General features: G+C 66.5%; 29 protein-coding genes and 1 riboswitch. Of the genes, 23 read left to right on the top strand and 6 right to left on the bottom strand.

Features of this window, described 5'->3' with window-relative positions; translation table 11 throughout:
* Positions 1-45: 45 nt before the first annotated feature.
* On the bottom strand, positions 46-1,173 hold the full coding sequence (locus tag ACIBCN_RS22380) for a lipase family protein (RefSeq protein ID WP_396993551.1): 1,128 nt from the start codon (positions 1,171-1,173) through the stop codon (positions 46-48).
* A 276-nt stretch (positions 1,174-1,449) separates the two neighbouring features.
* Between ACIBCN_RS22380 and ACIBCN_RS22375 the strand changes: the two genes are divergently transcribed.
* From ACIBCN_RS22375 to ACIBCN_RS22360, 4 genes are all read left to right on the top strand, one after another.
* Positions 1,450-1,890, top strand: coding sequence for a DUF2599 domain-containing protein (locus ACIBCN_RS22375; RefSeq protein WP_396993550.1), 441 nt, complete (start codon positions 1,450-1,452; stop codon positions 1,888-1,890).
* Between the two features lie 33 nt (positions 1,891-1,923).
* The gene (locus ACIBCN_RS22370) at positions 1,924-2,619 is read left to right on the top strand and encodes an SDR family oxidoreductase (protein WP_396993549.1); all 696 of its coding nucleotides are present in this window, start codon (positions 1,924-1,926) and stop codon (positions 2,617-2,619) included.
* Between the two features lie 30 nt (positions 2,620-2,649).
* Complete coding sequence (locus ACIBCN_RS22365; RefSeq protein ID WP_396993548.1) at positions 2,650-2,949, top strand: putative quinol monooxygenase; 300 nt, start codon at positions 2,650-2,652, stop codon at positions 2,947-2,949.
* A gap of 296 nt (positions 2,950-3,245) precedes the next feature.
* Positions 3,246-3,473: a hypothetical protein gene (locus tag ACIBCN_RS22360; RefSeq protein ID WP_396993547.1), complete on the top strand. Its 228-nt coding sequence runs from the start codon at positions 3,246-3,248 to the stop codon at positions 3,471-3,473.
* A gap of 742 nt (positions 3,474-4,215) precedes the next feature.
* On the opposite strand, the gene ACIBCN_RS22355 is transcribed toward ACIBCN_RS22360, so the two are convergent.
* Together ACIBCN_RS22355 and ACIBCN_RS22350 are read right to left on the bottom strand one after the other, a co-directional pair.
* Positions 4,216-5,109, bottom strand: coding sequence for a helix-turn-helix domain-containing protein (locus ACIBCN_RS22355; protein WP_396993546.1), 894 nt, complete (start codon positions 5,107-5,109; stop codon positions 4,216-4,218).
* Positions 5,110-5,198: 89 nt separating this feature from the next.
* Positions 5,199-5,420 (bottom strand): DUF397 domain-containing protein, encoded by a 222-nt coding sequence (locus ACIBCN_RS22350; protein WP_396993545.1) that lies wholly within the window; start codon positions 5,418-5,420, stop codon positions 5,199-5,201.
* 729 nt (positions 5,421-6,149) lie between these two features.
* Between ACIBCN_RS22350 and ACIBCN_RS22345 the strand changes: the two genes are divergently transcribed.
* The 4 genes from ACIBCN_RS22345 (at position 6,150) to ACIBCN_RS22330 (ending at position 8,740) form a co-directional block, all read left to right on the top strand.
* Positions 6,150-6,284 (top strand): SAM-dependent methyltransferase, encoded by a 135-nt coding sequence (locus ACIBCN_RS22345; RefSeq protein ID WP_396993930.1) that lies wholly within the window; start codon positions 6,150-6,152, stop codon positions 6,282-6,284.
* Between the two features lie 211 nt (positions 6,285-6,495).
* Positions 6,496-6,726, top strand: coding sequence for a hypothetical protein (locus ACIBCN_RS22340; protein ID WP_357388460.1), 231 nt, complete (start codon positions 6,496-6,498; stop codon positions 6,724-6,726).
* A 238-nt stretch (positions 6,727-6,964) separates the two neighbouring features.
* On the top strand, positions 6,965-8,227 hold the full coding sequence (locus tag ACIBCN_RS22335; protein ID WP_396993544.1) for a PucR family transcriptional regulator: 1,263 nt from the start codon (positions 6,965-6,967) through the stop codon (positions 8,225-8,227).
* Between the two features lie 78 nt (positions 8,228-8,305).
* Positions 8,306-8,740 carry a CBS domain-containing protein gene (locus tag ACIBCN_RS22330; RefSeq protein WP_396993929.1) on the top strand — a complete coding sequence of 145 codons (435 nt, stop codon included), beginning with the start codon at positions 8,306-8,308 and terminating at the stop codon, positions 8,738-8,740.
* Positions 8,741-8,754: 14 nt separating this feature from the next.
* Here ACIBCN_RS22330 and ACIBCN_RS22325 read toward each other — a convergent pair whose 3' ends face one another.
* On the bottom strand, positions 8,755-9,177 hold the full coding sequence (locus ACIBCN_RS22325; protein WP_396993543.1) for a pyridoxamine 5'-phosphate oxidase family protein: 423 nt from the start codon (positions 9,175-9,177) through the stop codon (positions 8,755-8,757).
* A 123-nt stretch (positions 9,178-9,300) separates the two neighbouring features.
* On the opposite strand from ACIBCN_RS22325, the gene ACIBCN_RS22320 reads away from it, so the two are divergent.
* The 6 genes from ACIBCN_RS22320 (at position 9,301) to ACIBCN_RS22295 (ending at position 15,921) form a co-directional block, all read left to right on the top strand.
* Positions 9,301-10,617: an aminotransferase class V-fold PLP-dependent enzyme gene (locus tag ACIBCN_RS22320; RefSeq protein WP_396993542.1), complete on the top strand. Its 1,317-nt coding sequence runs from the start codon at positions 9,301-9,303 to the stop codon at positions 10,615-10,617.
* A complete protein-coding gene (locus tag ACIBCN_RS22315) occupies positions 10,614-11,894 on the top strand; it encodes a heavy metal-associated domain-containing protein (RefSeq protein ID WP_396993541.1) in 1,281 nt (426 codons plus the stop codon). Before ACIBCN_RS22320 ends, ACIBCN_RS22315 begins: the two co-directional genes overlap by 4 nt.
* Positions 11,891-13,375 (top strand): alanine racemase, encoded by a 1,485-nt coding sequence (locus ACIBCN_RS22310; RefSeq protein ID WP_396993540.1) that lies wholly within the window; start codon positions 11,891-11,893, stop codon positions 13,373-13,375. Before ACIBCN_RS22315 ends, ACIBCN_RS22310 begins: the two co-directional genes overlap by 4 nt.
* Positions 13,375-14,691 (top strand): pyridoxal-phosphate dependent enzyme, encoded by a 1,317-nt coding sequence (locus ACIBCN_RS22305; protein WP_396993539.1) that lies wholly within the window; start codon positions 13,375-13,377, stop codon positions 14,689-14,691. Before ACIBCN_RS22310 ends, ACIBCN_RS22305 begins: the two co-directional genes overlap by 1 nt.
* A 112-nt stretch (positions 14,692-14,803) precedes the next feature.
* Positions 14,804-15,211 (top strand): hypothetical protein, encoded by a 408-nt coding sequence (locus tag ACIBCN_RS22300; RefSeq protein WP_396993538.1) that lies wholly within the window; start codon positions 14,804-14,806, stop codon positions 15,209-15,211.
* An 80-nt stretch (positions 15,212-15,291) separates the two neighbouring features.
* Positions 15,292-15,921, top strand: coding sequence for a TetR/AcrR family transcriptional regulator (locus tag ACIBCN_RS22295; RefSeq protein WP_396993537.1), 630 nt, complete (start codon positions 15,292-15,294; stop codon positions 15,919-15,921).
* Positions 15,922-16,028: 107 nt separating this feature from the next.
* A riboswitch (M-box (ykoK) riboswitch) is annotated at positions 16,029-16,198 on the top strand.
* A 43-nt stretch (positions 16,199-16,241) separates the two neighbouring features.
* Here the strand turns inward: ACIBCN_RS22295 and ACIBCN_RS22290 are convergent.
* Positions 16,242-16,460 (bottom strand): hypothetical protein, encoded by a 219-nt coding sequence (locus tag ACIBCN_RS22290; RefSeq protein ID WP_396993536.1) that lies wholly within the window; start codon positions 16,458-16,460, stop codon positions 16,242-16,244.
* Between ACIBCN_RS22290 and ACIBCN_RS22285 the strand changes: the two genes are divergently transcribed.
* The 8 genes from ACIBCN_RS22285 to ACIBCN_RS22250 all read left to right on the top strand — a co-directional run bounded on the left by ACIBCN_RS22285 (position 16,459) and on the right by ACIBCN_RS22250 (position 23,424).
* Positions 16,459-17,175, top strand: a complete 717-nt coding sequence (locus ACIBCN_RS22285) for an MgtC/SapB family protein (RefSeq protein WP_396993535.1) — start codon at positions 16,459-16,461, stop codon at positions 17,173-17,175. The genes ACIBCN_RS22290 and ACIBCN_RS22285 overlap by 2 nt on opposite strands.
* Complete coding sequence (locus tag ACIBCN_RS22280; protein ID WP_396993534.1) at positions 17,172-18,908, top strand: ABC transporter permease; 1,737 nt, start codon at positions 17,172-17,174, stop codon at positions 18,906-18,908. Before ACIBCN_RS22285 ends, ACIBCN_RS22280 begins: the two co-directional genes overlap by 4 nt.
* Positions 18,909-18,948: 40 nt before the next feature.
* Positions 18,949-20,295, top strand: coding sequence for an AAA-associated domain-containing protein (locus tag ACIBCN_RS22275; RefSeq protein WP_396993533.1), 1,347 nt, complete (start codon positions 18,949-18,951; stop codon positions 20,293-20,295).
* Positions 20,296-20,485: 190 nt separating this feature from the next.
* A complete protein-coding gene (locus tag ACIBCN_RS22270; RefSeq protein ID WP_396993532.1) occupies positions 20,486-20,950 on the top strand; it encodes a YbaB/EbfC family nucleoid-associated protein in 465 nt (154 codons plus the stop codon).
* 2 nt (positions 20,951-20,952) lie between these two features.
* Positions 20,953-21,294 (top strand): type VII secretion target, encoded by a 342-nt coding sequence (locus ACIBCN_RS22265; RefSeq protein WP_396993531.1) that lies wholly within the window; start codon positions 20,953-20,955, stop codon positions 21,292-21,294.
* Positions 21,294-22,190 (top strand): hypothetical protein, encoded by an 897-nt coding sequence (locus tag ACIBCN_RS22260; protein WP_396993530.1) that lies wholly within the window; start codon positions 21,294-21,296, stop codon positions 22,188-22,190. Before ACIBCN_RS22265 ends, ACIBCN_RS22260 begins: the two co-directional genes overlap by 1 nt.
* Positions 22,191-22,568: 378 nt before the next feature.
* Positions 22,569-22,946: a hypothetical protein gene (locus ACIBCN_RS22255; RefSeq protein WP_396993529.1), complete on the top strand. Its 378-nt coding sequence runs from the start codon at positions 22,569-22,571 to the stop codon at positions 22,944-22,946.
* An 82-nt stretch (positions 22,947-23,028) separates the two neighbouring features.
* Complete coding sequence (locus ACIBCN_RS22250; RefSeq protein WP_396993528.1) at positions 23,029-23,424, top strand: hypothetical protein; 396 nt, start codon at positions 23,029-23,031, stop codon at positions 23,422-23,424.
* Positions 23,425-23,427: 3 nt separating this feature from the next.
* Here ACIBCN_RS22250 and ACIBCN_RS22245 read toward each other — a convergent pair whose 3' ends face one another.
* Positions 23,428-24,309, bottom strand: coding sequence for a LysR family transcriptional regulator (locus tag ACIBCN_RS22245; protein ID WP_396993527.1), 882 nt, complete (start codon positions 24,307-24,309; stop codon positions 23,428-23,430).
* Positions 24,310-24,395: 86 nt separating this feature from the next.
* Between ACIBCN_RS22245 and ACIBCN_RS22240 the strand changes: the two genes are divergently transcribed.
* On the top strand, positions 24,396-25,112 hold the full coding sequence (locus ACIBCN_RS22240) for an SDR family oxidoreductase (RefSeq protein ID WP_396993526.1): 717 nt from the start codon (positions 24,396-24,398) through the stop codon (positions 25,110-25,112).
* The last annotated feature ends 7 nt before the right edge of the window (positions 25,113-25,119 follow it).

Below are 25,119 nucleotides of genomic sequence, written 5' to 3'. Positions count from 1 at the left end.
CAGCAGCACCGCACGCCAGTCGGCAGCGAGTGCCATTCCGACGACCTAAACGGGATCGAGGACGCGACGTAGGAAGGCAACCGCGTCGGGCAGCGCCGCCCGCGCGGCACCGAGGTGATCGCCCGGGTACAGATGGGTTTCGAGGTCGGTGCCCGACGCGGTCAGCTCGGCGACCAATTTCGCGGTCAGCGGCGGCGGCACCTCCATGTCGGTCACGCCCTGACCGACGAAGAGCGGAATCGTGTACCCGTCGGTCGGTATTCGCATCATCTCCCTGGCCGCCGACGTCAGCGCCGGATCATTCAGCGATCTGGCCAGCATCGCGCCGATCGGGACGTCGGCAAGACGGGCGTTGGCCTCGGTGACGCACTCCGTCTCCACCACCCGCAGCGCGTCCTCGCCGATCGGCGTCAGGTAGCTGTCCACATCGAGTTCCGGTGCGCTGGCCCGCAATCCCGCCAGCAGCATGGCGACGTAGGCGGGGGTCTTCTCCAGCGGCAGGCGCGGAATCCACGGCCCGGCCAGCGGGAGCAGCAGATCCAGGTTCGACGGCGGGCCGGTGGCCGCCGCGCCGCGCAGCTGCAGTTCCGGCGCGTCGACGGGCCCGAGGTGCGCCGTGAACAGCGCGGCCTGCGCGCCCTGCGACTGGCCGAGCACCGCCCATCGGGTACTCAACTCCGGCGCGACCGCCCTGGCGGCCCGGACACCGTCGATCACGCTGCGCGCCTGCGAAGGTCCGTCCAGATAGGGATGCGTGCCCGGCGTGCCGAGCCCGACGTAGTCCGAGATCACCACCGCGTACCCGGCCCGCAGCAGCTCGGGGTACAGCGAATCCAGGTAGTACACGCGGGGTTCCAGGGTGAACGCGCACTGATCGGCGATGCCGGTGGTGCCGTGCGCATAGGCGACGATCGGCCAGCCGCCCGCCGGCGCCGGGCCCGGCGGCACGTAGACGACTCCGGTGCTCTGCATCGGCCCGCGTGGCCCGCGCGACCAGTAGGTCAGCCGCGCCGCGGTCGCGGCGCCGTCCACCCGGAAACGCCCGGCCAGTTCCACCTGATTCGTCACCGTCCCCGGTGCCTCGCCCGTACCCGCCACCGCCGGTGGCGCCAATGCGACACCCACCGAGATCACGACCCCGGCCGCCCCCGCCATGATCCGTGCACACATCATCGACCGACTATCCCGACCGCACGATCTTGGGGCAAGCCACCACAATCGGTGGCCTATGCGGCGGGCAGGCACGACGTTTCCGTAGCTGCCGCAGGGTATAGCTAGGCTGGCTGCGGGTAGGAAAACTGTCAAAGGTACCGGCCGGTCGCTAGGCTCGAAGGACAGCGCCGGGCGACCCAGCCCAACGCGAAAGGAGCCGGAGTGCGACACCCGAACCGGCCGACTCGCATGCCTGTTGTACTCCACGCCCGAACGACCGTACTACTCTGTGCCGCAATGCTGCCGACGGCGGCGGCCTGCGGGTCGAGCGAACCCGCCGCCGTATCCGCCGTGACCACAACGATTTCCGCGACACCGATGCCGACGTCCGCGGCACCGCGCACCGCGCCCACCGTCGACCCCTTCGCCGGCCTACCGCTCATCGACCACGCCGACTGGACCGAAGCCGTCGACGGCCCGCGGCTGCTCGTCTACCCCACACCCGCCGGACGGCAGACCAGCTTCCCCGGCACCGACGAACGCGCCTGGCAAGAAGTGCTCGAACAAGCACCGGACGCGGACACCCCCGGCATGCGCGACCAGTTCGTCTGCCATTGGACCTGGGCGCGGCTGGTCCAACCGGACAAACCGAGTTGGAATCTGGAACCCTGGCGTCCGGCGGTCGGCTACCAGGCCACCGTCGATGCGCGCTGCAACCCGGGTGGCCCCGAACGCTGAGTCCGGACCACCCCCGATCGGAAGGACCGACCCATGCGCACTGTCATCGCAGGCGGACACGGAAAGATCGCGCTGCTGCTCGCCGAACTGCTGACCCGCCGCGGCGACCAGGTGGTGTCGCTCATCCGCAATCCGGATCAGGCCGCCGACATAACCGCCGTCGGCGCCGAACCCGCCGTGCTCGACCTGGAACACGCCGACGCGGCGGACCTGCTCAGCACGCTGCGTGGCTCGGACGCAGTGGTTTTCGCGGCGGGCGCGGGACCGGGCAGTAGTGCCGAACGGAAGTACACTGTCGACCGGGACGGCTCCGTCCGGCTGGCCGACACCGCCGAACGGGCGGGCGTACGGCGTTTCGTGCAGATCTCCACGATGGGCGCCGGTCAACCTCCCACACCCGGGAGCGACGACATCTGGGCCGCCTATATCGACGCCAAGACGCAGGCCGAGGACGACCTGCGCAAGCGCGCGCTGGATTGGACGATCCTGCGGCCCGGCCGCCTGGTCGATACCTCGGCTACCGGTCTGGTCACCCTTGCCACGCCGCCGGTTTCGCGTGGCGACATAGCCCGCGCCGACGTTGCCGCCGTACTCGCCGAACTGCTCCCCGCGACGCACACCGCGGGCGCGACACTCGAGCTCGTCTCCGGCGACACGGCGATCGACCGGGCGGTGGCGGCGCTGGCGGACGGTACCAATTCCGCGGGTGCCGCCCCCCTTACCGATTGACGTTCACCTTCTCGTTAGGAGTGAGCAACCTTGTTCAGCCGCATCGTATCCATGAAAATCCGGGAGGGATCGCGCGCCGACTTCCTCGACGCCATCTCGCGCAGCGCCGTCTCCTCGCTGCGAGACGAGCCGGGTTGTCTACGCTTCGATGTCTGCGCCGACCGCCTCGACCCGCATCGATTCTTCCTCTACCAGCTCTATACCGATGACGAGGCCGCCGAGGCGCACCGCTTCACCGAACATTTCCTGGCGATGCGGGCCGCCGCGGACAAGTACGTGGAACCCGGAACGCAGATTCACTACAGCACAGACGTCCTTTTTGCCAACTGACCGTCTTATTGCTACACCGTGTCAGCAAACTTGCAGACGCCTAAACCCGCATGTGCGCTTGCAAATCGATCGTGCAGATGTACTTGCATATGAAAGGTGCAGCGACCTAAACTCAGTCGCGCAACGCTTTACAGGGGACAACCAGGGGAGGCCGGATGGTCGAGCCGAAGGCCGAAATCGCCGTGGGTCCGCCGCCGCCAAACGTCAGGGGCGTTCGAATGAACCAACCACTTTCCGGCGCTCGGCTCGGAATAGCCGCCGCCGCACTGGTCGACAAGCCAGCGAACGGTACAAAAATGAGCACACCCTCGGCCCGTAGCGGCCAAAGGAACACCGCGTACTCGCGGGAAACCGCCGTCGCGTTCGTCATCGATGCCGTCGAGTCCAAGGGTGCGGCCACCCGGCACGATTTCGACATCGACCGGATCGTCACCACCGCGCACGACGTGGTCGACGACTGGGACTTCCACACCATGCAGCCCTCGACGTTCTGGCGGATTGCCTCCAGCTTCATCAGGCTGTAAGACTTCCGGGCATCCCGATGTCCGGCGGACGCCGAATTGCCTTGTACCGCAAGCGCTGAGCCAACATGCTCCACTGGCGATGATCTACCCTCGGGCGCAGGGTTTGCGGCACAAGACAATTGGGCGCGGAGCCGGATCGAGCCATCAGACGACGCACGCGCCGCATGATGATGCGCCCGGGTAGAATTACTTCGCGCCGGTAACGAGCTGCCAGGCGCCCAGTTCGAATTATATTGTGCCCGTGTCGCATTGCGAGGCACTCGTGCCAATTTCCGAGACGCCCGTGCCGAATTCCGAGGCCTTCGTACAGAATCGCGTCGCACCTGCGTTGAGCTACACCGCGCCCGCAGCTCATGATGCCGCGTCCACGGTGAATGGCACTGTGCCCACCTGCAATTGGTCGGTGTCGGCATGAAATCGCCGGGCGCACAACCGCGTCGGTCTCCCCCACCGAATCGCCCTGCGCCACCGGCGCTCATCGCCCGGTCGGGCGACGGTGTAGTGACGCGTAACCGTCTATTCTTGATGGCTGATCGCGCGTATGGCCGCGTAGCGCACGCCGGATAGCGCAGTGCGTCTGGCGAATGTCTTTGTCGCGCAGAATCGCACGCAGCCGTCTGACGCCTGCACGATAGCTGGCCCCGAACAGCACTCAGACCAGACCACCACGGCCAGCTTCGTGACGCGTGGCATTCTGGTCTATCTGTACTGACGCGCTTCACAATGATCCCCTCGCGGGCGATCAGCTACCGTAACCCTCGGCATACTTCCGAAGGATTTCCACCGACTTCTCCGGCCGCTCGGCCTGCACGCTGAGCCGGTCCATCACCGACAGGTACAGCGCGAGGTCTTGCCGCCGATCGAGATACAGCGCACTGGTCAGGTGTTCGAGATACACGATGTCGGGTAGCTCGGACTCAGCGAAGCGCAAAATGCTGAATGAGCTTCCCGCGGCGGCATGTTCACCCGCCGAGTAAGGCAACACCTGCACGGTGACCGTCGGCAGTGCGGCGAGCTGGATCAGGTGCTCCATCTGCTCGCGATGCACCCGTGGCCCACCGACCGGCCGATGCAACGCCGCCTCATCGATTACCGCCCACACGATCGGCGGATCCGAGCGATGCAGAATCTCTTGCCTGCGTTGACGTACCTGGACCCGCCGATCGGTGTCGGCATCCTCGTACCCGAGCGCCACTACCGCCCTGGCGTATTCGGGGGTTTGCAGTAGTCCGGGAACAAGATGCGCCTCGTAGGTGCGAATCTTGCTCGCTGCCTGTTCGAGACCGAGGTAGGTGCCGAACCACTGCGGCAGCAGGTCGCTGTAGCGATGCCACCAACCGGGCTCGTTCGCCTGCCTGGCCAGATCGAGGAACCGCTCGCGCTCGTCGGTGTCATTGACGCCGTATAGCGACAGCAGGTCCCGGATATCGCGTTCCTTGAAACCGGTGCGGCCCAACTCGAGACGACTGATCTTGGCGTGCGAGCCACGAATGGCATCGCCCGCGGCCTCTCGGGTGATTCCTTTGGCCTCTCGCAGCCTGCGCAACTGGCCGCCCAGTGCGATGCGAAGCACTGTCGGACCACGTTCCGCGACAACGGGATGCACCTGACCATCGTCGTCGGGTTCAGCGATCATTGAGTTCGTCTCCGATACTCGGGGGTTGCCCACAGTGTGTCACAACCACCTGTCGCGAAACACACCGCACCGATCGCCTATGTTACCGCTCAACTCGTCAGATAGTCGAACTCCCCGGCCTTCGCGCCGCGAACGAACGCATCGATTTCAGGACGGGTATAGAACAGCGTCCCACCTTCGGGATCGCGCGAGTTCCGCATAGCTACCTCGCCGTTGGACGCCTCGGCGACCTCGACGCAGTTACCGCTCGGGTTGCTGTAGGTGCTCTTGCGCCAGGTGCCAGTGATCTTGTTGATGGATGTATCCGACATGTTCCCCACTCCTCGGTTACGCCGTTCGGGTCATTTGGTTCGTGCATCTGCACGCTCAAACGTTCTTGCATTTGCACCAACAGTTTGGACGATAGCACGAAGTTCGCCACCGCGCCTCTACTATTTCGGACCATCCGGTCCGGGATCTGAGGCGCCAGTGTTTCGCCCAAAGAACCGACTGGTCAGGAGGCCGTTCGGGACCTTCCTACATAGGTGAATCTTGTACTGTCACAAAGCGAATTGGAAGTAACAGTCATTCGCGACATCACCCCGGTGCGCACCTCCGGCACGCGCCGCACAGGCGTCCTGCGGGGCCGAACCCCATGCCTGACGAGGACAACAGCCCCGTGATCCCGCAAGATCCGGCGGCGCTTGTCCAGTCGCGGACATCGCCGACCAACACCACGGGGAAGGCGCGACCACCTATATAAAGGCCGACTACAACGATCCCGAGCGCATCGCTGCCTCGGCGCAGCACGTGCGCGACCTCGACAAGCGGATCGGCGCGATGCTCATGGGCGTGCTCGGCCACGCCGCGGCCCATCGGAGCCGATGCGCATCGGAGCCGACGCGCATCGGAGCCGACGCGCATCGCGCGGACGGTAATGGACGCCATGCCATCCGGCAGCTACCTCGCCGGTCGGACGACAGCGCCGAGTACGTGCAGGCTGTGCGAGAACTACTCCGGAACCCGGCGACGCGCCGTATGTTTCGCGCCCCGAACGATAGATCCGCGGTTTCTTCGACGGGCTGGAACTCGTTGAGCCCGGCGCCGTTTCGATCACCCAGTGGCTGACCGACGCTACTTACAAGGCCCTGACCAGGCCGATCTCTGCCTACTGCGCAGTAGCTCGCAAGGCGTAGCTCGATCCGAGACGCGAACGGTGGCCGGCGACGACTGCCGTTCCGATCGATGTCGGCCCACGTTCATCGTGGCCGTCTGTGCAAATGTACTTGCATCTGTAAGCTACGGCGGCATAGAATCGGACCCATATCGGGGAGGTACGCAGGGAGATTCGAGCCGGCGGCGCCTACACAGCAACTTTCCCACACGCCACACGCGAGGGGCGGTCGAATGAGCCAGCCATTCCGGACTCCCCGCCGGGTTGCCGTCATCGGCACCGGCGTCGAGACTTTGCGGCAGTGTCCCGCTCCGGTCCAGGTCTCCGACTGCGGTGTCGAACCACCCGGCCTTACCTACCGGCTGGCGCGCGACATCCTGTCCGCCCACGAGGTACACGGCCCGCAGTGCAGGCAGTGGCTCGCCGCGGCGGCTTACCTCTCCGCCGGCCTCGACGACGAATAGTCGTTCGAACCCTTTGGCACACATCGATGTTCGAGCCAGCCGAACATTGCACGCAGCATAGCGTGCGCGCGCGCCGATGTCCCGGCACCGTGGGATGTCACGAACGGATTACCCCATAATGCCGTAGGCTCCCAATGGATCTCGCCGATAACTCCCCCGGCGCAGCACCCTTTCGTATAGTGAGCCGAACGATTCGGGCACAGTTCTATTACGCCCGACGTGGCAATGGAGCGACCGAATGACCTTCTCCGCGCTGCATCTTCCCGCCGATTCGTCCGACACGGCGCTCGAAATCGGTGGCCAGCCGGCTTCGGTGCCCCTGCAGAACACCGACCGAGTTGCCTCGCGAATGGTGGGATATTTCGCCACCTGCATGGCACCGTGCCGCTCTCTTCCCGGCGAACAATTACGCGGCGACGTCACCAAACTCACCCGCAGCTGCCTGGGTTTGGTCGCCGAGATGTTCGACCGGCGCACCGTTCCCGGCGACGAACAATTCGGCGAGGTCCGCGAGGCCGCGGCCCAGTGGGCCCGAGAAGGCGTGCCGCTCAGCACCATTCTGCGCGGCTACCACGAAGGGGTGCGCATCGCGTTCGGCCTGGTCACCGCGCCTGCCAGGGCCGATGACCTCGACGAACTGCTGGTCGCGACCGATCTCATGCTGGAACTGCTGGAGGCGGTCACCGCCGCCGTGGCCGATGCCTACGTCGACGAACAACATCTGGTCGCCAAGGAACACCAGACCGCGGCGCAGACCCTGGCCTCCGCGCTGTTGAGCGGACGCGGTAGTTCGGCGCTCGCCAGGCAGGCTGGTATCCCGATCGCCGACGCGTATCAGGTGGTGGCCCTGTCCCTTTCGGAACACCCGGACGAACGCGATTCGCGGGTCGACGCGCACGTCGCGGCCCGCCGCAAGCTGCGCAGGCTGCAATCCGCGCTGGCCACCGTGTTCGCCTCGCGCGCGCTCGCGCTGCTCAGCACCAAGGGCGGCACGATGCTCATTCCGGCGGGCGACAGCGACGACACCACAATGACCGCCGAGACACTGACCCGACTAGCCGAGGCCGCCGAGGTGCCGCTCACCGCGACGGTCGTCGCCAGCGGCACCGACGAAGTTCCCGAATCCGCCGACCAGGCACACGAATTGCTCAATCTGGTGCGGGTGGGTGGCAAGCCCCCTGGCCTCTATCACATGGCCGACCTGGCGGTGGAATATCAACTGACCCGCGGCGGCCCGGCGACCCGGCGGATCGCCACCATCCTCGACCCGCTAGAGGCGCATGCCGAACTGTTCGAGACCATGCGCGCCTACCTCGGCAACGACATGAATCGCCAGCTCACCGCCCGTCAGCTGTATGTGCACCCGAATACCGTCGATTACCGGCTGCGCCGGATCGCGCAGCTCACCACCATCGACCTGGCCACTTCGGCCGGGATTTCGCAGGCGGCCATCGCCCTGCTCGCCCGCGATTTGGACAACAGCGTCACCCGTCGCCTGTGACAGTCGTGTGACAGGGCACTAGCCACCAGAGCGGAACCTTGGGATCCTGAAACTGCCGCGGACATCTGGATGGTGAAAATGCGAATAGCCGAGATCTTACGCAGGAAGGGCAGCGACGTCGCCACGGTCGCACCCGACACGACAATACGAAGCCTGTTGGCCACGTTGGCCGAGCACAATATCGGTGCTGTTGTCGTGTCACGTGACGGCGAAGGGATCGTCGGAATAATCTCCGAACGCGACGTGGTGCGCAACCTGCACGCGCGCGGCGCGGAGCTGCTCGACACGCCGATATCGGAGATCATGACCACCGACGTGCGTACCTGTGCGCCCGACGACGAGGTCGACGGGCTGCGAAACACCATGACCGAGCACCGGATTCGGCACCTGCCGGTGGTGGATCAGGGCAGGTTGATCGGCATCGTCAGCATCGGCGATGTCGTGAAGAGCGCGATCTCCGAGCTGGCCACCGAGAAGCAGCACCTGGTCGAGTACCTACAGGGTAAGTACTGAGCCTGCCGCGGCCCTCAGAGACTGCCGAGGTCCGCGGACAGCCAGTGCTCGGGCCGCAGGTACACCGCGACCTGATCGCCGAAGTCTGCCGCCTGCTTCAGGTAATTGTCGACGGCGTCGCCGCTCAGATAGCGCTTGACCATCTCTATATGCAGTTCGTCGGTCAGCGGCACGATCTTGGACACCGAGCCCTCCACCGAGACGTACCGAGTGGTCGGTTCGGTGCGCTGCACCATCAGGGTGAACCGCCCGGCCTCTTTGATCAACCGGATTTTTTGCGAGTCGGCCCCGGTCGTCACCCACGGCTCGGATCCGGGCTCGTACTGGTACCAGATGGGGACGGACAGCGGGCCCCGACCGGGTCCACCTGCCACGGACAACGCCGCGATATGCGGCTGCGCGAGGAACTCTTGACGCTCTTTCAAGGTCAAAGCCATGGTCTCCACCTTAGCGTGTGAAAGCCGTTGCCCTCGATAACCTTCGAAGACGCTACCAAAAGTGCGTATCGTGGGTGGCGTCCAACGCAGCTTGTGAACGGGTTTTGCGGAGGGAGCGTCACGTTGCGATCCCATGCCTCGAGGTCGCATGTCGCGCGGCCATCGGCCGCTCGATTATCGGCAGCGTCGACGCAGACTCCAGCCGGCATTCGGAAGCTCTTTCCCGCCCTGGCCGAATCCACCGAAATCTACCTGGACAGCGCCGCGACCACGCAGAAGCCGCTGCCGGTCATCGAGACCATTCATCGTTATCACAGCTCACGAACCGCCAATGCCGGGCGTGGGACCTACCCGTGGGCGACCAGCCTGACCACCCGATTGAGCAGAATCCGGGATCGCACCGCGGCCTTCATCGGCGCCGAGTATCCCGACGAGGTGGTTTTCACCGGTGGCGCGACCGCGGCGCTCAACGCCGTCACCCTGTCCTGGGGGTTGGCCGTGCTGGAGGACGGCGACGAAATCCTTTACAGCCCAGCCGATCACGCGTCGAATGTACACCCCTGGTACCACCTGCGCGGCCTGCTCGCGCGGTTCGGGCGCCGGATCGAGCTGGTCCCCTACCGAGTGACCGGCACCGGCGAGGCCGACACCGCCGACATCCTCGCCAAGGTCACCCCGCGCACCCGGTTGATCACCACCAGCCATCTGCATCATGTGTACGGCGGCCTGACTACGCTCGCCGCGCTGCGCGGCCTGCTCGACCCGTCGATTCTGCTGTGCTTCGACTGCAGCCAGAGCGGTGGGCACGTGCCGGTGGACGTGACCGAGCTCGGCGCCGATTTCGCGATCTTCGCCGCGCACAAGATGTTCGGCGCACCGGGAACCGGAATCCTGTACTGCCACAGGCGAGTCCACGATACGCTGGTGCCATTCCTACCTGGCGGTAACTCGGGGGTGCTGGTGAGCGAGGCTGGATTGGTGCCTGCGGCGATGCCCGCGCTCTTGGAGGGCGGCACCCACAATGTCCCGGGCATCCTCGCGCTCGGCAGCGCGCTGGAGGTGCTGGAGTCGTTCGATATCGGCGCCATCGCCGCGCACAATCGAGAGCTCACCGCGCGGCTCATCGACGGTCTTCGCCCCATCTGCGGGCTCGAATTCCTGCCTGGCCCAGCGCATGCGCCGGGCGCGGACGGCTACGGCATCGTCTCCTTCACCCTCGACGGCATCTCCGCGACCGACCTCGGATTCGTGCTGAGCGAGCTGGGTTTCCTGGTCCGCACCGGCCTGCACTGCACCGTCGCCGTCAAGGACAGCGCGTTCGATCACCGGCTCGCCGACGCCGACGATTCAGTGCGCGTCAGCACCCACATCTACAACACCATCGACGAGATCGACCGATTCACCCAGTGCGTCACGACGATTGCCGAGGAGGTCAGATGACCATGGACACTCCGCGCTACGACCGGCGGGCCGCGTCCCGGGTACTCGCCGGGCTGGCGCAGCCGGGTCTGTTCGCGGCGCCGGTGCCCGCCCCCGGCCGCCGCAGGATCGAATTCACCTGCACCGCACTGCATACCGAGCCGAACAGTCACCTCACCTACTCCCAGCGGCTGTACCTCGAGCGCTTCATGCGACCGTGCCGGTCGTATCAGGTCACCAGCGCCACCCACCGGATCACCTGGACCGACAGCGACGGCATCCCCAACACCGGACACTATCGCGCCGACGGCCTCGGCCCGCTGGTGCCGATCGCGATGCGTGAGACGGTGCTGGCGCTGTGGCACGCGCTGGACGCGAATACCGCGTTCGCCGAACGGGTTTCCGCGCTCGGCCCGCGTGACCACGCGATGTTGGAAGGCACAACTACCGACCACGACCCGATGGATATCTTCCGGGTCGGCATCGAGGCCGCGGGGCGGGCGCTGGCGCAGCACGCGTTGCTCGCCAGGCAGACGCCGTATCGCAGCGCCGCCGAATTCGCCCTCGGCATGCACGAATCCGGGCTGTTCGCCGCCGTCGCCACCCGCTGGTATTGGGAACTGCAGGCCTCGACCTATCGGCGCGGCATGATCCCGGTGACCCTCATCGCGCAGCCCGACGGCACCGTGCGCTACTCCGCCGAGACCGTGGCGACGCTGCGGGCGATGAAGGACGCCACCATCGCCGACGCGCACACGGTGATGCGCCGGGCCACCCACGTGGAGGGTCTCAGCATTCCGGCGGCGCTGGCCAAGTATCACGAGGAACTCGACCTCATCTCCCGCCAGTACGCGCTGCTGCCCGCGGGGACCAGGCCGGCCTGTCTGGCCGCGATGCCGCATCACCTCGGCGGCGGGCACTACAGCATTCTGCCGCTGCTGGTCGATCAGTTCGTCGCGGTGTTCGCCCAGGTCGCCGGGCGGTGCGAGCTCGTCGAGGTGAGTGCCGAACTCGATGGCGACACCGCCGATCGAGCGGCCACCGCCGAGGATCAGGTGTTCTATGTGCCGGATATGACGTGCAAGCACTGTGTGCGGACGATCGGTGGGGTGCTGGAGTCGATGGATATCCGGGTGGTCGAGATCGATTTGATCAGCAAGCGGGTGATCGCCGAGTTCCGCAGTCCGCGCAACCGCGCCAGGGCCTTCGAGGCCATTCGGGACGGCGGCTACAACCCGGTCGCCGACCGGCCCGCGGTGGCGGCCGAGGGCGCCGTGCCGTCGGAATCCGCGGTATGACGGCACCGATTCCGGCGCTGCCCGCGAAGATCGATCCGCTGGTGCGCGCCTTCCTCGATACCCCAGGCGCCGTGGCGGCGGCGCTGGACCGGTTCGGTTCGCCGGTGCACCTGGTGTTCCCGCAGGTATTCGCGGAGAACCTCGCGCAGTTCCGCGCGGTGCTCGATCGCCTGCTGGCGCGGCACCGAATCTGCTACGCGCACAAGGCGAATCAATCTCAGTCGGTGGTCCGTACGGCGGCGAGGGCCGGGATCGCCATCGATGCCGCGTCGCCGCAGGAGGTGGCCAGCGCGGTCGCCGCCGGGTTCGGACCGCGGCGCATCGAGGTGACCGGGCCGAAAGGTGAGGTTTTCCTGCGTGATCTGATCGATCGGGGCATCACGATCAACGTGGACAACCTGTGGGAGTTGGCGCGCATCCCCGAGCTGGCCGGTGAGCGCACGAAAGTGCCGGTGCTGCTTCGGGTTTCCGGGTTCGACGAGGGACAGGTGAGCCGTTTCGGGGTGCCGCTCGGGCAGATCGAGCGCGCCTTCGACCTGCTGTCGGCGCACCGCGACCGAATCACCTTCCTAGGCTTCGCGTTTCATCTCGACTCCGGTGACACGGGCGAGCGGATCCGGGCGATCGACGCCTGCCTGGCGCTGGTCGAGCAGGCCTACGGGTACGGGCTGGCGCCCTCGGTGCTGAATATCGGCGGCGGCTACCGTCAGGTCTTCACCGCCGACGCCGATCGATTCGACGGCTACGTGCACGCGCTGCGCGAATCGCTACTCGGCCGCGGCGAGCCGATGAGCTGGGGCAGCAACACCTTCGGCTATCACGTCGCCGGCGGCGCGGTGCACGGGATACCGGTGTTCCACAAGTACGCCAACACGATTCCGGCGACCACCATGCTCGCCGACCTGTGCACCGCGCCGCTGGATCGGCACGGTGGGCGCACCGTCGCCGAGGTGGTCTCGGACAATCTCCTCGATATGTGGCTGGAGCCGGGCAAGGCGCTGCTCGATCACGCGGGGGTGACGGTGGCCATGGTCGAGTTCGTCAAGGAGGTCGCCGACGGCACCGTGCTGGTCAACCTCGATCTCAGCCGTGACGCGGTGACACCGGCCGACCAAGAGGTCATGGTCGATCCGGTCATCCTGCCGCGGCAGGGTAACGCCGAAACCGCCCCTGTCGGTGTGTATTTCGCCGGACGACTCTGTCTGGAGCGCGATCTGATCACCAATCACAAAGTGTGGCTGTCGAAGCGACCGCGTCCCGGCGATCTGGTGGTGTTCCCGAATACCGGTGCCTACCACATGGATCTGTCCGCGGCCACGGCCTCGATGCGGCCGCCGCCGATCAAACTGGCGGTCGCGCATCGCGGTGGCGACTTCCAGGTCTGTCTCGACGCCGACTACGAACCGGATCTGCCCCTCGGGCCACCACCGCACCACATCGCGCCGCGGCGTTCGCCGCGCATACCCACTGAGGCGCCCTGATGCGCTACGACCACATCACCGAACTCATCGGCAACACTCCCCTGCTGCGACTCGACCCCGCGGTGCACGGCCTGCGCAATGTCGAGCTGTACGCGAAACTGGAGTCCTGCAACCCCTTCGGCTCGGTCAAGGACCGGGTGGCCTGGGGCATGATCCGCGACGAACTCGACGGCATCGTGGCCAACGGGCAGACGTTCATCGAGGCATCGAGCGGCAATACCGCCAAGGCGCTGCGGATCCTCGGCGCGATGCACGGCGTCGGGCTGCGTGCGGTGACCAACCGGATCAAGGTCGCCGAGGTGCGAGATCTGTTGCAGCTCCTGGCGACCGAGATCGTCGAGCTGCCCGGCCTTTCCGAGTGCCCCGATCCGACCACGCCGAACGACGTGTACTCGGTGATCGAGGCGACGATGGCACAGCAGCCGGGCGCCTACGCGCACCCGTCGCAGTACACCAACGAGAAGAACATCGAGGCGCATTACCACGGCACCGGCCGGGAGATCCACGAGGACCTCGCCGCCGACGGCATCAACCGGGTCGACTACCTGATCGGCGGCCTCGGGACGACGGGGTCGACCAGGGGAACCGCCACCTATCTGCGCAAGCACAATCCCGAATTACGTGCCGTCGCCGTGGTTTCCGACCGCACCGACTTCATTCCCGGGATCCGTTCGGAGAGCGAGATGTGGGATGTCGGCCTGTTCCAAGCCGACTTCTACGACGACATCGTGACCGTCGAGGCCGGGCACGCGGTGGACGCCACCCTGCGCCTCGCCACCGGTTACGGCATCCTGGCCGGACCGACCAGCGGCGCCAGTTACGCGGCCGCGTTGGAAACCCTTGCCGCGTCGGATATTACGGATGATCCGATAGTCGCGGTGTTCATCGTCTGCGACCGGCTGGAACCGTACCTGTCCTACATCAAGAAGCGCAGGCCCGACCTGTTCGACCGCGCCGACCGCAGGCCGCGGCCGACCGCCACGGAACAGGCTGCCACGCCGACCCTTTCACCCGGCGAGCTGGCCGAGCTGGAGCGCACCGGCAAGCCGACCATCGTGGACACCCGAGGCTCGATGGCCTACCGGATCGGGCATGTGCCCGGCGCGCTCAACATTCGCGACGACCAGCTCGATGACATGTTCGCCCAGGGCATCCCGTTCCCCCGCTCCCGGCCGGTGGTGTTCGTCTGCCCGGTGGGCGAGCTGTCGCTGCGCTTCGCCACCCTGGCCAAGCAGGCGGGTTACGACGCGAGCAGCCTGGCCGGCGGCATCGTCGCCTGGCGGGATGCGGGCCTGCCGCTGGAAAGCGGCGGGTGACGCGCGCGGGCCATCCGCCATTTCGCGCGTGTCTCTTTCGCGTCGCGCGGAGACTACACACGAAGCGCGCAACCCAGCGCTGTCCGTCAACGCCCGAAAGAGATGATTCCTCATGTACCGGTCGAAGAAATCCGTCGCCGCCGCACTGACCTCGTTCGGTGCCATCAGCGCGGCCCTGGTGCTCACCGCGCCGGCCGCACCGGCCGCGGTCTCCGCCGTCGGCGTGGCGCCCGGGCTCAGTTTCGGCAGCTCCACCTCGTTCGGCACGAACTGCACCTACATCGCGACGGCCACTGCGGCACCCGGCGACGTAGTCGGATTCTTCGACGCCACCGGCACCTTCGACCCCGGCGGCTGGCTCACCGTGCCCAGCTCCGGCACGGTAACCGCGAAGTGGACGCCACGGCTCCCCGGCAATCACACCGTCTTCGCGGTACACAATTCGGGCGCGTTCGTCTCCACGGCGGCCACCGTCGGCAACGGCGTCAACCTCGGCCCGGTCTGCCTCGTATTGCCCTGAGCGGCAACCATCGGCAGACCGAGCGGCCCGTCGGCCGTAGGTCGTCGGGCTCACCGCCCACCAGGCACTAGTCTGGTGCGGTGCACTCAGGCCAGGATTCAGACGACGACGCGGGCCCACGGATCTGGGGCGGCACGACCCTCACCGAACGCAGGGAGGCGCGCCGCACCGCGCTACTCGAGGCCGCGCTGGACCTGATCGGCGAGGCGGGCGCCAGCGGTGTCACCATGCGCGCGGTCTGTCGCCGGGCCAACCTCACCGACCGCTACTTCTATGAGAGCTTCACCAGCCGCGACGAGCTCCTCGATGTGCTCTACCGGCAGGTGGCCGAGGAGTTCCTGCAGCCGATGACCGCGTTCGCCGCGACCGACGAGCCGACCCGCGACCGCGAACTGGCCAAGATCCTGGTCGACAAGGTGCTCGACGACCCGCGCAAATCCCGGCTGTTCCTGGTCGAGCCGTACTCCAGCACCGGCCTCGGCCAGACCACCATCTCGGTGATGCCGGTGTTCACCCGGCTGATGCAGGACCACCTGTTCTCGCACATCGACGATCCGGTCAAGCGCAGGCTGGCCGCGGTGACCATGGCCAGCGGCAACGCGGGCATGTTCTCCGCCTGGCTCAACGGTTCGCTGCGGGCCACCCGCGACGAGATCATCGACCACTGCGTCGCGGTGATCACCGCGTACCGCTCGCTGTACAGGTCCTGACGCACCGCGTGCTGCGCTCTGGCACAACGGAATTCGCAACCCGGCTGCGATCGCGATCACATCCGGGTTGCCAATGTTTCCGTCTGGGTGTTAACTGACCAGCGCAAGGTGCCGATCGTTCGCTGAGGCTCCTTCACGGAAACAGGCCAGCGACCCCGAACGTCGAGAGACGCCCCGGGTCAGGACAGATCTCCCCGGCTTAAGGGGTGATCCCGATTGGCTCCCGGCCCCCGGGTTTACGCCGTGAAGTGCCAAAGGTCTTACGAGGAGAAGTGCTCACCGGCGTTTTCTTTCCACGAAAGAGGACCCAGCGTCGGATTTCACTGCTGCGCTCTGCAACGATCAAGTACGTACCGCGCGGTATTCGCCGTGCGCTGATGGACGAAGGAGGTGAGCCGGATGCCCGGCGGTAATAGTCCGTATCCCCCGTTTGCCAAGTATTCACCCGGCGGCACCTCAACAGCTGATTTCACCTCGGGAAAAACCCCGTAACCTGCTGTTTTCGACGGTGCGCTGACAAGTTCAGGGAGTGCGGTCATGACAACAGTGGAAATGATCCTCCGGCTGCTCGCCGGGGTCGGCTTCGGCGCGGCCATCGGCTTCGAGCGGCAATACCGGGCCCGAATGGCGGGCCTGCGCACCAACGCGCTCGTCGCGGCCGGGGCGACACTGTTCGTGCTGTTGTCGGCACACGGCTTCTCCGGCGGCGACGCCGACCCCACCCGCGTCGCGGCACAGATCGTGTCCGGCATCGGCTTCCTCGGTGCGGGCGTGATCATCCGCGACGGGCTCAACGTGCGCGGCCTCAACACCGCGGCCACCCTGTGGTGCGCGGCCGCGGTCGGCGCGCTCGCCGGGGCGGGCATGTACAGCACGGCGGCCGCGGGAACCGTCGCGGTGGTCGGCGTCAATGTCGCGCTGCGGGCCGCGGGACGCGCCGTGGACAAGCAGCCCGAGGCCGGCCACGAACAGCCCGCCTCCTACACGTTCGCCGCCGTCACCAACGACGACAACGAGGCGCACGTGCGTGCCCTGCTCGTACAAGCGTTGACCCGCACCGACTTTCAGCTGATCTCGATCTCCAGCGCGAACGCAGGCACGCCGGGCCGGGTCGAGGTGCGCGCGGAACTGTTCGGCGACCAGCGCGACGATCGCCAGATGGAGTCGGCGGTGAGCAGGCTCAGCCTGGAACCGTCGGTGACCAGCGTCGGTTGGCACATCGCCACCACGGATGTGAAGGGCCCGCAGGCATGATTCAGCTTCGTTCCTACCCTGCGGGCAGTGCGCTCGACCGGCCGCGCAATCGGTTCGCCGACGTCGTCGTGTTCGTCGGCGCGGCGGTGTTGATCTGGCTGGTCGTGCGGGTGTCGGCCAGTGCGAACGTGCCGTTCGACCAGGCCGACGCGCCCGCCACCGTGTCCACCGATCCGGCACAGCTGCCCTACTATGCGGCGCGGTCGCTGCTGCGGATGTTCGCCGCGCTCGCGCTGTCGATCCTGTTCACCTTCGTCTACGCGACGGCCGCCGCGCGGCTGCGCCGGGCGCGCACGGTGCTGCTGCCGCTGCTCGACATCCTGCAGTCGGTGCCGATCCTCGGATTCCTGTCGATCACCGTCGCCGGGTTCATCGCGCTGTTCCCCGGCTCGCAACTCGGCCTCGAAAGTGCTTCCATCTTCGCGATTTTCACCTCGCAGGCGTGGAACATGGCGTTCGCGTTCTACCACAGCCTGGCCGCGCAGCCGCGCGAGCTGGACGAGGCGGCACGCAACCTGAGACTGTCACGCTGGCAACGGTTCTGGCGCGTCGACGTGCCGAGCGGCATGATCCCGCTGGTCTGGAACGGGATGATGAGCTTCGGCGGCGGCTGGTTCTTCCTGGTCGCGTCCGAGGCGATCAGTGTGAACAACCACGAATACGCGTTGCCCGGCATCGGGTCCTACGTCGCGACGGCCACCGGCGACGGCGATCTCGGCAAGGTGTTCGTCGCGATCGGCGTGATGATCGTGATGGTCGTCGGGGTGAACTTCCTGTTCTGGCGGCCCCTCACCGCGTGGGCTGAGCGGTTCCGGGTGGAGGACACCGGGGCGGCCGACGCGCCGCGCAGCGTGGTGCTGAATCTGTTGCGGCGCTCGCACATTCCGCTGTTGCTCGGCAGGGTGCTCGGTCCGCTGGTGTCCCCGCTCGATCGGCTGATGAGCGTGTTCGGACTGGCCGAGTACCCGCTGCACGCTTCGCCGGTTCGGCGTCGCGCGGGCGACCTCGTGTTCGCCGCGGTGGTCTCGGCGGCGGTCGCCTACGGCGGGTATCGCGTGGCGGGCTACATCGAATCCACCGCAGGCTTCGGCGAGGTCGGGCACGCGTTCGGGCTCGGCTTCCTGACGCTGCTGCGGGTGGTCGTGCTGCTGGTCTTCGCGACCATCGTGTGGGTGCCCATCGGCGTGTGGATCGGATTGAACCCCAAGGTGTCCCGGCTCGCGCAGCCCGTGGTGCAGGTGCTGGCCAGCTTCCCGGCCAACTTCCTGTTCCCGTTCATCACCGCGGTGCTCGTGTGGAGTGGAGCCAGCCTGAACTGGGCGGGCACCATCCTGATGGCGCTCGGCGCGCAGTGGTACATCCTGTTCAACGTGATCGCCGGTGCCAGCGCGGTACCCACCGACCTGCGCGAGGCCGCGGCCAACCTGCAACTGCCGCGAAAACTGTGGTGGCGCAGGCTGATTCTGCCCGCCATCTTCCCCAGCTATGTGACCGGCGGAATCACCGCGGCCGGTGGCGCGTGGAACGCGTCCATCGTCTCGGAGGTCGTCGACTACGGATCGATCACGCTGGTGGCGGCGGGGCTCGGCTCCTACATCCACGAGGCGACCAAAGTCGGTGACTCACCACGGATTCTGATCGGCGTGCTGGTCATGAGCATCTACGTGGTCGGCATCAACCGGCTGTTCTGGCGGCGGCTCTACGCACTGGCCGAACGGCGGTACTCGCTGTGAACGCCCGCTTCTGCTCCACTCGTTCGACGGGAGACCGATCATGACCGTGACCACCACCGAGACCAACCGCGATGTGCTGCTGAACATCTCGGGAGTCGGCAAGCGATTCATCGGCGCCGCGGGCGACGAGTTGCGGGTACTCGACGGTATCGATCTGCAGTTGCGCAGCGGCGAAATCGTGGCCCTGCTCGGGCGTTCCGGCTCCGGCAAATCCACCCTGCTGCGCATCATCGCCGGGCTCATCGCGCCCTCCGACGGCGAGGTGACCTACCGGGGCACCCCGCTCAACGGCAGCAATCCCGGTGCCGCGCTGGTGTTTCAGTCGTTCGCGCTGATGCCGTGGCTCACCGTGCAGGACAATGTCGAGCTCGGGCTCGCCGCCCGCAATGTGGCGCCCGCCGAGCGGCGGCAGCGAGCACTGGCCGCCATCGACATGATCGGCCTGGACGGCTTCGAAACCGCCTACCCCAAGGAGCTTTCCGGCGGCATGCGCCAGCGGGTCGGCTTCGCCCGCGCGCTGGTGCTCGAACCGGACCTGCTGTTGATGGACGAGCCGTTCTCGGCGCTCGACGTGCTCACCGCGGAGAACCTGCGCACCGAGCTGGTGAACCTTTGGGCCACCGATGGTTTCCCCACCAAAGCGATCTGCGTCGTCACCCACAACATCGAGGAGGCCGTGCAGCTGGCCGACCGCGTTTTGGTCCTCGGCTCCAACCCCGGTCGCATCATCGCCGAAATCCAAGTGCCGCAACCGCGCCCGCGCGACCGGCGCACACCGTGGTTCGAGGCCACGGTCGACGAGATCTACGGCTTGCTCACCGGCCGCGACACCGAACCCGTTGCCCCCGAACCAGATAAGGCCACCCCCACCGCCCAGCCGCTGCCCGACGCCTCCGTCGGCGGCCTGGCCGGGCTGGTCGAGCTCGTCTACGCCAACGGCGGCCGCGCCGACCTCCCCGACATCGCCGACGAGCTCAACTTCGAAATCGACGACCTGCTCCCGCTCGTCGACGCCGCCGAAATGCTCGGCTTCATCACCGTCGAGGACGGCGACGTACTGCTCACCGACGTCGGCACCCGCTTCACCACCGCCGACATCCAGGAAAGCAAGCGCATCTTCGCCGAACAGGCCCGCCACCGCGCCCCCCTGGTCCGCACCATCTGCAAGGGCCTCACCGGCAGCTCGGACGGCAGCCTGCGCGCCGGCTTCTTCCTCGACCTGCTCCGCCGCGGCTTCGGCCCCGAAGACGCCCGCCGCCAACTCGATATCGCCATCGACTGGGGCCGATACGCCGAGTTGTACGACTACGACACGGATTCCGACAAGATCACCGCCGATCCAGCGGCCCAGGTCTTCGCGGGTGTGCGGGGGAAGTGGACGGCGTAGCCCGCAGCGCCGTGGACGAAGATTCGCGAACCCGGAACTCGATGGAACCGATCCGTCGGTTGGTGCGTCGGATTGAGTGAAGGACAAATCTAGTTGTAGCGAAGGACGACCAGCTGCGGCGCAGCGAATGTCGCCCTGGGTAGAGTGCTCGACTGCCACCGCGAAAACTGTTATGCCCGAAGGGGGATGGATGACCGACGCCTTAGACAGCACCATCAGCGGCCTCACTCAATGGTCGGAAGATCTGGAACGCAAGGCACAGCGCTACCGGACCTTGCAGAGCCGGATGGACGCGACGACCGTCACCGCGACCTCCGACGGTAACCGCATCAGCGTGACCGTCGACAGCAACGGCGTTCCGACCGCCATCCAACTGTCCGGTGCGACAAAGGGAATGGACCCGACAGAGGTGTCGGCGGAGCTGATGGCGACTATGCGACAGGCCCAGGCAAAGCTGCGCCGCGAGGTGACCGCGCTGGTACACGACATTGTGGGCGACGACGAAATCGGCGCAAGCGTCTTGACGCAGTACACCGCTCGCTTCCCGGATAGTGAGTCGGACTCGGTCGCCCCCGATCCGCGGTCCCGGCCGGCCGAACCGATGGATCCCGCAGCCGAGGACGAGTACTACCGCAACAAGACCTGGCTGGAGTAGCGATGACCAATCCGGAAATTCAGGTTATCACCGATGACCTACGCCGACACGCCTCGACCATTCAGGGGCTGATGGGGACTTTGACGAAGACCGTCGAAGCCGCCTCGTACCTCGGGAATGTCGACGACGGCTACGGCTGGATGATCCGCTCGGTGGTCCATTCGCTGACGGACGACAACAATCGGGGCGCGGTGGAGGCGATCAGCAAAGCCGCGGGCGAGACCGCCGAACTTCCCGGCAAACTCGGCACCAGCGCCGACAAGTTCGACCTATGGGATCAGACGTGGGCTCGCACACTCGCCGAGCTGCGCGCCACCATCGACCGCACGCACCAGGGGCGCTGATGAGCACGCAAATCGGCAAGTACATCAACGAGAACATGCTCGGTGTCGGACTGGATGACGACGCGAAGCCGGCAGACAACGACCTCATCGCCGATGGCACCGATTTCCGCGATGAATACTTCCAGGAAACGCTGTTTCCGTACCACCACATCGGCTTGTCGACGGACGACAGTGGAGTACCCGAGGTATTGAAGGGCACGACCGCCGGTGACGCCTGGCAGACCTACGCGGACCTGAACGGCGCGAATCTGCTCGACGGGCTGCTCGGTGCCGGCGGAGTCGGGCTCGACGTCTGGGAAATGTTCACCGATCCCTTCGGCTACGTTGGCAGCCAGATCGCCGGATGGATGCTGGAGCACGTCGAGCCGTATCGGAAAGTGCTCGATGGATTGGCCGGCAACGCCGACATGGTCAAGGCCTACGCCGATTCCTGGGCCAACATCTCCAAGGCATTGACCGGAGTGAGCACCGACTGGCAGACCGCGGTGCAGACCGATACCGCGAAGTGGACCGGCGCGGCCGCTACCGCCTATCGCAACCGAGCCACCGAAATGACCGACCACATCAGCGCCGCAGGCGGTGTCGCGGCAAGCATGTCCGAGCTCATCGCGAAGGCGAAAGAGATCGTGGGCGCCATCCGCGGCCTGGTCGGCGACATTCTGGCCAGCCTCGCGGGCGCATTGATCGCCTACACCCTCGAGCTCGCGCTATCCCTCGGCGCCGCAGGGCCTTTGGTGGCGGCACAGGTCTTGCAGCGCATCGGTCGCGACGGTCTCAAGATCACTCAGCTGCTCGCCAAGCTCCGCAGCGCTCTCGCTGACCTGATGCCGTACGTCCAGCAGATCGGCGGTGTGATTCTGAAGCTCCTCGCGCCGAAGGAGGAGGCCCCCGCCTAGCGCGGAACCGGGCGGGACTGTCCAATTCGAGATGAAGGTAGATCCGTGAGTAATTCTTTCGGCGGCCAGCAAGGGACACCTCGGCCCGACAGTCGGCAGTATCCGCCGCAGCCGTATTCTCCCCAGAGGTACCCGCCGCAGGCGAATCCCGCGCATTCGGGGCGGCCGGCGCTGATACCGCCTGAGGTGTTGCTGGCCAACCCATTTCAGTCGGGGGATCTGCCGCCGTACAGCATGGTCGACTTGCCCGCGGACTTCTGTATTCCGTGGGGCGGTCGCGATCCGCAAGCCCCTATGCCTCGGTATCGGCCGGAACCTGGGCCGACTGGAATTACGGTTACTGCTTCCCATTTTCGAATGTATCTACCGGTGGATCTGTTGGGGTTCACCGGACCGAGGATCTTCATCAATGGGCAGGAAGTGCCTGATGCCCGCTGGGGTGACACGGTCATCCCCCTTGCTCCCGGCATCTATCGCGTGCATGTGTACACGGCAGGGTTGCGCTGGGCCAAGTTCCTCGGCCTGCAGCGGCTGAGCAACGACTTCGGCTTTACCGATGCATTCATCCCCGTGCCGCACGAGCACAGCACCCGGACCTACTACCGTTCCCCGATCGTCGCCATGTTGCCCGGAGCGCTCGACCCACAACCGCAGCAGTCGCCGGGCATGCGCTGGTTCTATATCGTCGCGGCGATATTCGCCGTGTTCGTCGGGTTCATGCTGTACGCCATCATCTCGAACATTGCAGGGCGGTAGGTCATTTCGACGCCCCGTGCCCACCCACCTATTACCTCGGAGGTAATCGACGCAGCATCGTATTTCGGGAAGCCTGAGACCCATGGCAACCAATATCACGCCACCAACACATCCCCCGCTGGCCGGTGCGCTGCGCGGTCTAGCTGTTGGGCGAATCGTGTTGGGTGCCGCGGCCATCGCGGTGCCGCGGACTATCATCACTGCATTCGGTACCCGCTCCACGCCCGAATTGACCTACCTGACACGGATTTTCGGAGCCCGGGCGATCGCGCTCGGGCTCGGATATTTGACGGCTCCCGCCGATGAGCGTCCCCGGTGGCAGCGGGTGGGGCTGATGGTCGACGTCATCGACACCGTCCACGGGGCCGCTCATGTCGCCCGTGGTGACGTCCCGCGCGCGACGGCGGTCGCGCTGGCGACATTCACCGGCGGCTACATGGCTGTCGGCGCGGCACGGCTCTACCTCGATCTGCGGTAGTCGCTAGCGGGGTACGCGCGAAGGCAGCGCGGTGTCGCGAAGCCCGGATGCCGAGCGGACGAGTGCGGCTACCGCCGGGGAATGTGTGCCTGGGGGCCAGGCGATCACCGTGGTGACGGCCGGCGCGTCGACGACCGGCACCGCGACGTGTTCAGGCCACTGCCAGGCACGGCTGGAGGCGGGGATGACGAGCAGTGTTTTGCCGAGCGCCACAAGTTGGGCGAGCTGCGACTGGGTCCGCACCTCCGGTCCTGGACCGTCCGGGTAGGAGCCGTCGAGCCGGGGCCATCGCGCGATCGGCAGGCCCGGCACATCGCTGACTTCCGCCAGGGTGAGCCGATCGCGTGCCGCGAGCGGATGGGCCGCGGGCAGGAGCGCGATCTGGCCTTCGACGTAGAGGTCCTCGGTGTCGAACCCGGCTAGGTCGTCGTACGGGCGATGCATGAGTGCGACGTCGGCGCGCCCGTCGCGCAGCCGGTGTGCCTGCTCGCCGACCTCACACAGGAGGATTTCGACCGGCGCGGCATCGGGTTCGCTAGCGAGCGCATCGAGGAGGCGTCGCAATAGTTCGTGTGAAGCCCCGGCCTTCGTCACCAGCACCAGCGGCCGCTGCGGATCTCCGGCCCGCTGCGTCCGACGCGCGGCAGTCGCAACCGCGTCGAGAGCCGCCCCGGCTTCTCGAAGCAGCACCCGGCCCGCCTCGGTAAGCGCCACCCCTCGCCGGTCCCGGTCCAGCAGCTGGACACCGAGCCGCCGCTCCAACTGGCTGATCGCCCGCGAGAGTGGCGGTTGCGCGATCCCGAGCCGGACGGCGGCGCGGCCGAAGTGCAACTCCTCGGCGACGGCGACGAAGTATCGGAGCTCACGGGTCTCGAGATCAGGCACGGAGCCAACGCTAATACCCCTCGAGTATCACGGCGTACTGAGTCGGTCTTGGACGCCGAGCACGGAGCGCGCCGAGGATGGATCGCGTGAACGACACGAAGATCGCGCTGATCACCGGCGCGAACAAGGGAATCGGTTTCGCCATCGCACAGGGCCTCGGAGCGATCGGCTACACAGTCGCGGTGGGCGCTCGCGACGACATCAGGCGCAAGGAAGCCGTCGACCGTCTGCGCGCCGCAGGCATCGACGCGATCGGCGTCGCCCTCGACGTCACCTCGGACGACAGCGTCACCGCCGCAGTCACAACCATCGAGCAGACGGCAGGACGACTCGACGTACTCGTCAACAACGCAGGCATCGCCGGTCGAATCGACGGCGGCGCACAGGATCCGACCACGCTCGACCTCGACGTCGTCCGAACCGTCCTCGACACCAACGTTTTCGGTGCCGTCCGGGTGACCAACGCCATGATCCCGATGCTCCGCCGTGCACCCGCACCACGCATAGTCAACATCTCCAGCAACATGGGCTCACTGACCCTGCAGACCGGCCCGATCCTGGCCGCCTACGCGTCCTCGAAGACCATGCTCAACAGCCTCACGACCCAGTACGCCCGCCAGCTCTCGGACACAAACATCATCGTGAACGCCTGCTGCCCAGGCTATGTCGCGACCGACTTCACCGGCTTCAACTCACCGCGCACCCCCGACCAAGGTGCCGCGATCGCCATCCAACTCGCCACCCTGCCGGACGACGGCCCACGCGGCGGTTTCTTCGACGACGAGGGCGTCGTCCCGTGGTGAGCCCGGA

Source organism: Nocardia sp. NPDC051052 (genome assembly GCF_044456045.1).
Taxonomy (GTDB): domain Bacteria; phylum Actinomycetota; class Actinomycetes; order Mycobacteriales; family Mycobacteriaceae; genus Nocardia.
Note: the sequence above shows the minus strand (reverse complement) of the source record. Positions and strands in the feature narration are given on the sequence as shown.